This window comes from Janibacter hoylei PVAS-1, assembly GCF_000297495.1.
Classification (GTDB): Bacteria; Actinomycetota; Actinomycetes; order Actinomycetales; family Dermatophilaceae; genus Janibacter; species Janibacter hoylei.
On the sequence record NZ_ALWX01000056.1, the window covers coordinates 1 to 6,013 of the forward strand.

Genomic DNA, 6,013 nt, shown 5'->3' on the forward strand with positions numbered 1-6,013 from the left:
CATCTGGTMGAAGCCCTTGCCCGGCTCGCCGCCGAGGATCTGGCCGGTCGTCGTCTTGTGGCCCTCGAGGACGAGCTCGGTCGTGTCGACGCCCTTGTAGCCCATCTTCTCGATCTTGCCGGGGACGGTGACGCCCTGGGCGGTCTCGCCGAAGCCCTCGGTCTTGTCGATGAGGAAGGTCGTCATGTTCTTGTGTGGGCTGTCGTGGCCGAGGTCGGTCTTGACGAGCACCGCGACGAGGTTGGCGGAGGCGCCGTTGGTCAGCCACATCTTCTGGCCGTTGATCGTCCAGTCGTCGCTGTCGCCGTCGCGCACGGCCTTGGTCTTGATGCCGGCGACGTCGGAGCCGAGCCCCGGCTCGCTCATCGAGAAGGCGCCGCGGATCTCGCCCGAGGCCATCTTCGGCAGGTAGTGCTGCTTCTGCTCCTCGGTGCCGTGCTTGAGGATCATGTAGGCGACGATGAAGTGGGTGTTGATGATGCCGGAGACCGGCATCCAGCCGCGCGCGATCTCCTCGACGCACAGCGCGTAGGTGAGCAGCGACTCTCCGAGACCACCGAACTCCTCGGGGATCATCAGGCCGAAGATCCCCATCTCCTTCATCTGGTCGACGATCTTCTGCGGGTACTCGTCGGCGTGCTCGAGCTCCTGCGCGACCGGGATGATCTGCTCGTCGACGAACTCCTTGACCAGGCCCAGCAGGTCGACCTGCTCCTCGGTCAGTCCGTCGGTCGTCTGCAGTCGGGACATGCGTCCACCTTTGCTCTCGTGGTTCTGCGGGATCCGGGTCAGTATCCCAGCGGCGCCGCGGCACTGCCATGGAGTCTCAGGGTGTCCTCGACCACGCCCGGGCATGACGAAGGGGGCGAGCCCGGCTCGCCCCCTGCGTCACGTGTGCCTGTGGATCAGTAGACCCAGACCTTGCTGCCGATCGGTGCGAGGTTGGCACTCCACACGTAGTTGATCGCGGCATTCGACAACCGCGCGCAGCCGTGCGAGGCCGCGTACCCGGGGATCGACTTCGCACCGTGGATGGCAATGCCGCCGTTGAAGTACTTCGGCCGCCACAGCTGACCGAGCGGAGCATTGCGCATGCCGTTGATCTGGCGGAAGAAGGTGTAGCGCCCCTTGGGGGTGCGCCAGCCCGCCGCGCCGGTGCTCGTGTTGAAGACCCACTTCACCTTGCCACCGACGACGAACATCATCGTCTGCTTCTCGAGGTTGATCTCGCAGACGTTGCCGCTCTTGGTCTTGGCACCCGGGCGGATCAGCCGGTCGATGACCTTCCAGGTCGCCGGGCCGACGACGCCGTCCCGATCGAGGCGGTAGACCTTCTGCACGGCCATGACGGCCTGCTCGGTCGTCGTGCCGTAGAGGCCGTCGCTGCCCGCGTGCCAGTAGCCGCACGCGCGGAGCTTGACCTGGAGCGCCTTGACGTCGCTGCCCTTGCTGCCGAACTTGAGACTGCGGCGGGTGGCCGCCGATGCGGGCGTTGCCAGACCCGCCGCTCCGACGGTGGCGACGGCAGCCGTGGCGAGGCTGCTGCGCATGATGAGCCGGCGCTGCGGAGAGGTCTCCACGTCCGCGACGGCATGACGTGCTTCGTACGTGCCCATCTGAAGTTTCCTTCCTCCGTGGCGGACCCCCTGAAGTCCGCCTTTCCCCCTCAGACGCACCAGCACGTGCCGTGGTTGCCCGAGATGTGAAACATCTTACGGTCAACCCCAGCACGTGCTGGGACGATCCACAGGGACCGAGGTCACGATCTGGCGCTGATCGCCTCGTGCGTCGCGAGGACCCGACGGGCGATGTCCACGTGGAGGTTTTCGATCATCTTGCCGTTGTGGGTGACCACGCCCTTGCCGGCACCGTCCTGCCAGGCCTGCAGGACCCCCTTCGCCTCCTCCACGGCCGCCTCGCTCGGGGCGAAGGTGGAGTTGCACACCTCGACCTGGCCGGGGTGGATGAGGGTCTTGCCGTCGAAGCCCATGTCGCGGCCCTGCTCGCACTCGGCCGTGAAGCCCTCGAGGTCCTTGACCGCGTTGTACACGCCGTCGAGGACGGCGATGCCGGCCTCGCGCCCGGCGAGCAGTGCGAGCGACAGCGACGTGATGAGCGGCGTGCGGCCGGGCACGTGCGCCGCCTGCAGCTCCTTGACGAGGTCGTTGGTGCCGAGGACGAAGGCGACGAGCCGGTCAGAGGCCCGCGCGATCTCGCGGATGTTGAAGATCGCCGCGGGCGTCTCGATCATCGCCCAGAGCTTCGTGTGCTCGGGGGCGCCCGCGGCCTCCATGGCCGCGACGAGCTGACGGACCTCGTCGGCGGTGTTGACCTTGGGCACCACGATGCCGTGCGGGCCGGCCTGCGACGCCGCCGCGATGTCCTCGTCGTGCCACTGCGTGCCGATGCCGTTGACCCGGATCGTCAGCTCGCGGTCGCCGTACTCGCCGGAGCGCACCGCGGCGCACGCCGCCTCGCGCCCGGCCGGCTTGTCGTCGGGACCGACGGCGTCCTCGAGGTCGAGGATCAGCGCGTCGACGGGCAGGGTCTTCGCCTTATCCAGCGCACGGGCGTTGGAGCTCGGCATGTAGAGGACGGAGCGGCGGGGGGTGTAGGTGCTCTCGGTCATGACTCAGGCCTCCGCGTAGAGCTTGGCGAGCTCGGGGTCGTTGGCGGACAGACGCTCGGCGAGCTCGAGGATCACCATGCACTGCTTGTAGCTGGCGTCGTCCTCCATCTTGCCGTCGATCATCACGGCGCCACCGCCGCTCGGCATCGCGTCGCGCACCTCGCGGGCGTGGGCGACGTCCTCGGCGCTCGGGCTGAAGACCTTCTTGGCGATGTCGATCTGCACCGGGTGCAGACTCCACGCGCCGACGCAGCCGAGGAGGAAGGCATTGCGGAACTGGTCCTCGCAGGCCACGACGTCCTTGATGTCGCCGAAGGGGCCGTAGAAGGGGAAGATCCCGTGCATCGCGCAGGCGTCGACCATGCGGGCGATCGTGTAGTGCCACAGGTCCTGCTGGAAGACCGTGCGCTGGCCCTGGTAGTCCGGGGTGCCGTCGGCTCCCTTCGAGGGGTCCTGACGCACGAGGTAGCCCGGGTGGCCGCCACCGACGCGGGTGGTCTTCATCCGGCGGTCGGCGGCCAGGTCGGCCGGGCCGAGAGAGATGCCCTGCATGCGCGGGCTGGCACCCGCGATGGCCTCGACGTTGGCCATGCCGCGGGCGGTCTCGAGGATGGCGTGGACCATGATCGGGCGCTGCACGCCCCCCTTCGCCTCGAGCTGCGCGAGGAGCCGGTCGACGTAGTGGATGTCCTCGGGGCCCTGGACCTTGGGGACCATGACGACGTCGAGCTTGTCGCCGATCTGCGTGACGAGGGTCGTCAGGTCGTCGAGGACCCACGGGCTGTCGAGCGCGTTGACCCGGGTCCACAGCTGGGTGTGCTCACCGAAGTCGACGTCCTTGGCGATCTGGACGAGGCCCTCGCGCGCGGCCTCCTTCTTGTCCGCGACGACGGCGTCCTCGAGGTTGCCCAGGAGCACGTCGGCGACGCCGACCATGTCCGGCACCTTCGCGGCCATCTTCGGGTTGCTCGGGTCGAAGAAGTGGATCATCCGGCTCGGTCGCGCCGGCACCTCGCGGGCCGGGGCGGGCGCCCCGACGGCGAGTGGGGCGAAGAAGTCCTTGGCACTGCGCATGTGTGGCTCGAGTCCTCTCAGGGTGAGCGAAGGGGGTTCGGCCGCAACCTAGCAAGGGGCCGCTCCCGGTCGGTATGACGACCGACACCCGGGACCACCCGGGCTGCCGCGGCCCGGCCTAGGCTGTCGCCATGAGCCAGGTCAACCTCTCCGCCCTCACCACCGAGGCGCTGAAGACGTCGGGTGTGCTGTGGCTCCAGCTGCCCGGCGGCGAGCGCCTCACGTGGTTTGCCACGGGCCAGGACGAGCTCGCCGGGCAGGTCCTCGTCGTCTCCGGCGGCCCCGAGGCCGACCTCGGCCCGCTGCCCGAGCAGCTGCGGCTCGTGCTGCGCAGCAAGGGCGACGGGGGTCGCCTCCTCACCCTGCACGCCGCCGCCCAGGCCCTATCCCCCGGCAACCCGTGGTGGGAGACCGCCGCGACCACCCTGCTCGGCGAGCGCCTCAACGCACCGGCCGACCTGCTCGACCGGTGGCGGGCTGAGTCGACGATCTGGCTGCTCTCCCCCTTCGGCACACCCGTGCAGGCCCCCGGCCGGCCGGAGCCGGAGGGTGACGCCCGCGTCGCCGGGCCCGTCACCGTCGGCGCCGCTGGCACCCGCGTGCGGCGCCCGTGGCATCTCGGTGGGCGCGGCCGCGGCTGACTCGCCCGGCACGCAGCCGCGGTTAGTCTGTGGGCGTGAGTGCTCCCTCCCGGTTCTTCGTCTCCCGCCTGGCGAGCCTCAACGTCTTCGACCCCCTGGGTGACCAGGTCGGGCGGGTGCGCGACGTCGTCGTCACCTTTTCCCCCTCCCGCCGGCCGCGCGTCATCGGGCTCGTCGTCGAGGTCCCCGGGCGACGCCGCGTCTTCGTCCCCATGACCCGGGTCACCTCGGTCGAGGGTGGCCAGGTCATCACCACCGGTCTGGTCAACATGCGCCGCTTCGAGCAGCGCGCGACCGAGACCCTCGTCCTCGCCGACCTCCTCGAGCGCCCGGTCACCGTCCGCACCGACGACGGCCCGGTCGAGGCGACCGTCGAGGACATCGGTGTCGAGCAGTCCGCCAACCGCAACTGGTCGGTGACCAAGGTCTTCGTCCGCGGTGGTCGCCAGACGCGCCGCGGCCTCCTCGTGCGACGAAGGGGGGAGACCTTCACCGTCCCCGTGGAGGACGTCACCGGCCTGTCCGCGTCGGTGAGCGCCGCCGAGCACTCCGCCGTCAAGCTGCTCGAGTCGGTCGAGGACCTCAAGGCCGCCGACCTCGCCGAAGTCATCGTCGACCTCGCCCCCGAGCGCCGCCAGGCCGTCGTCGCGGCCCTCGACAACGACCGCCTCGCCGACATCCTCCAGGAGCTCGGCGACGACGACCAGGCCGAGATGCTCGGCCTGCTCACCCAGTCCCGCGCCGCCGACGTGCTCGAGGCGATGGACCCCGACGACGCCGCCGACCTGCTGTCGGTCCTCACGCCCGACCGGGCCGAGACCCTCCTGCAGCTCATGACGCCCGACGACGCCGAGCCGCTGCGACGCCTGCTCAGCTACGACGAAAACACCGCCGGTGGTCTCATGACGACCGAGCCGGTGATCCTCGCCCCCGAGGACACCGTCGCCGAGGCCCTCGCCGTCGTGCGCCGCGAGGAGATCACCGCGGCCCTCGCCGCGACCGTCTACGTCTGCCGGCCCCCGCTCGAGACCCCGACCGGCAAGTACCTCGGGATGATCCACATCCAGCGGCTGCTGCGCGAGCCCCCGCACGAGAGCATCGGGCGCTACCTCGACAAGGCGATCGACCCCCTTCGGCCGGACGCACCGCTCGGGCACGTGACCCGCACCCTCGCGACGTACAACCTCATGTCCGCACCGGTCGTGGACGAGGGCGAGCACCTGCTGGGCGCCGTGACGGTCGACGACGTCCTCGACCACATCCTCCCCGAGGACTGGCGCGACGAGAGGCACGAGGTGACCGATGAGTGAGCGTCGACCCACGAGCCGCGTCGACACCCCCCAGGAGGTGCGGCGCCAGCTGATCCGCCGGCCCTCGAACTTTTCGACGGAGACCTTCGGCGTCCTCTCGGAGAAGTTCGCGCGCTTCATGGGCACGCCGCGCTTCCTCATCTGGATGTCGGTCTTCGTCGTCGTGTGGCTGGCGTGGAACACCTTCGCCCCGGAGGCCGCGCAGTTCGACCCGCCGGGCGCTCAACTACACCCTGCTCACGCTCATCCTGTCGCTGCAGGCCTCCTACGCCGCCCCGCTGACTCCTCGCGCAGAACCGACAGGCGACCGTGACCGCGTGGCCCTGGAGCAGGACCGCGTGCAGGCCGAGCGGGCGCTC

At 69.9% G+C, this 6,013-nt stretch carries 6 protein-coding genes and 1 pseudogene; 3 read left to right on the forward strand and 4 right to left on the reverse strand.

The features are described from left to right. The 4 genes from B277_RS11945 to B277_RS11960 form a co-directional block, all read right to left on the reverse strand. Nucleotides 1–750, reverse strand: a 750-nt coding sequence (locus tag B277_RS11945) for an acyl-CoA dehydrogenase family protein (RefSeq protein ID WP_007928593.1), incomplete at its 3' end; no start/stop codon positions are given. Between the two features lie 155 nt (nucleotides 751–905). Then, the gene (locus B277_RS11950; RefSeq protein WP_202865251.1) at nucleotides 906–1,580 is read right to left on the reverse strand and encodes a L,D-transpeptidase family protein; all 675 of its coding nucleotides are present in this window, start codon (nucleotides 1,578–1,580) and stop codon (nucleotides 906–908) included. Nucleotides 1,581–1,759: 179 nt separating this feature from the next. Then, the gene (locus tag B277_RS11955; RefSeq protein WP_007928596.1) at nucleotides 1,760–2,629 is read right to left on the reverse strand and encodes an HpcH/HpaI aldolase/citrate lyase family protein; all 870 of its coding nucleotides are present in this window, start codon (nucleotides 2,627–2,629) and stop codon (nucleotides 1,760–1,762) included. A gap of 3 nt (nucleotides 2,630–2,632) precedes the next feature. Further along, entirely contained in the window at nucleotides 2,633–3,703 is a 1,071-nt protein-coding gene (locus B277_RS11960) for an HpcH/HpaI aldolase/citrate lyase family protein (protein ID WP_007928598.1), read from the reverse strand. A gap of 131 nt (nucleotides 3,704–3,834) precedes the next feature. On the opposite strand from B277_RS11960, the gene B277_RS11965 reads away from it, so the two are divergent. From B277_RS11965 to B277_RS16965, 3 genes and pseudogenes are all read left to right on the forward strand, one after another. Then, nucleotides 3,835–4,344, forward strand: a complete 510-nt coding sequence (locus B277_RS11965; RefSeq protein ID WP_007928599.1) for a hypothetical protein — start codon at nucleotides 3,835–3,837, stop codon at nucleotides 4,342–4,344. 35 nt (nucleotides 4,345–4,379) lie between these two features. Then, nucleotides 4,380–5,654: a magnesium transporter MgtE N-terminal domain-containing protein gene (locus B277_RS11970; protein ID WP_007928600.1), complete on the forward strand. Its 1,275-nt coding sequence runs from the start codon at nucleotides 4,380–4,382 to the stop codon at nucleotides 5,652–5,654. Then, nucleotides 5,647–6,013, forward strand: a pseudogene (locus B277_RS16965) (DUF1003 domain-containing protein); the annotation flags it as partial. The gene B277_RS11970 and the pseudogene B277_RS16965, both read left to right, overlap by 8 nt.

Excerpts from the sequence above, each read along its gene's own strand:
- B277_RS11960 (WP_007928598.1), bottom strand. The coding sequence starts at position 3,703 with ATGCGCAGTGCCAAGGACTTCTTCGCCCCACTCGCCGTCGGGGCGCCC.
- B277_RS11965 (WP_007928599.1), top strand. The coding sequence starts at position 3,835 with ATGAGCCAGGTCAACCTCTCCGCCCTCACCACCGAGGCGCTGAAGACG.
- B277_RS11955 (WP_007928596.1), bottom strand. The coding sequence starts at position 2,629 with ATGACCGAGAGCACCTACACCCCCCGCCGCTCCGTCCTCTACATGCCG.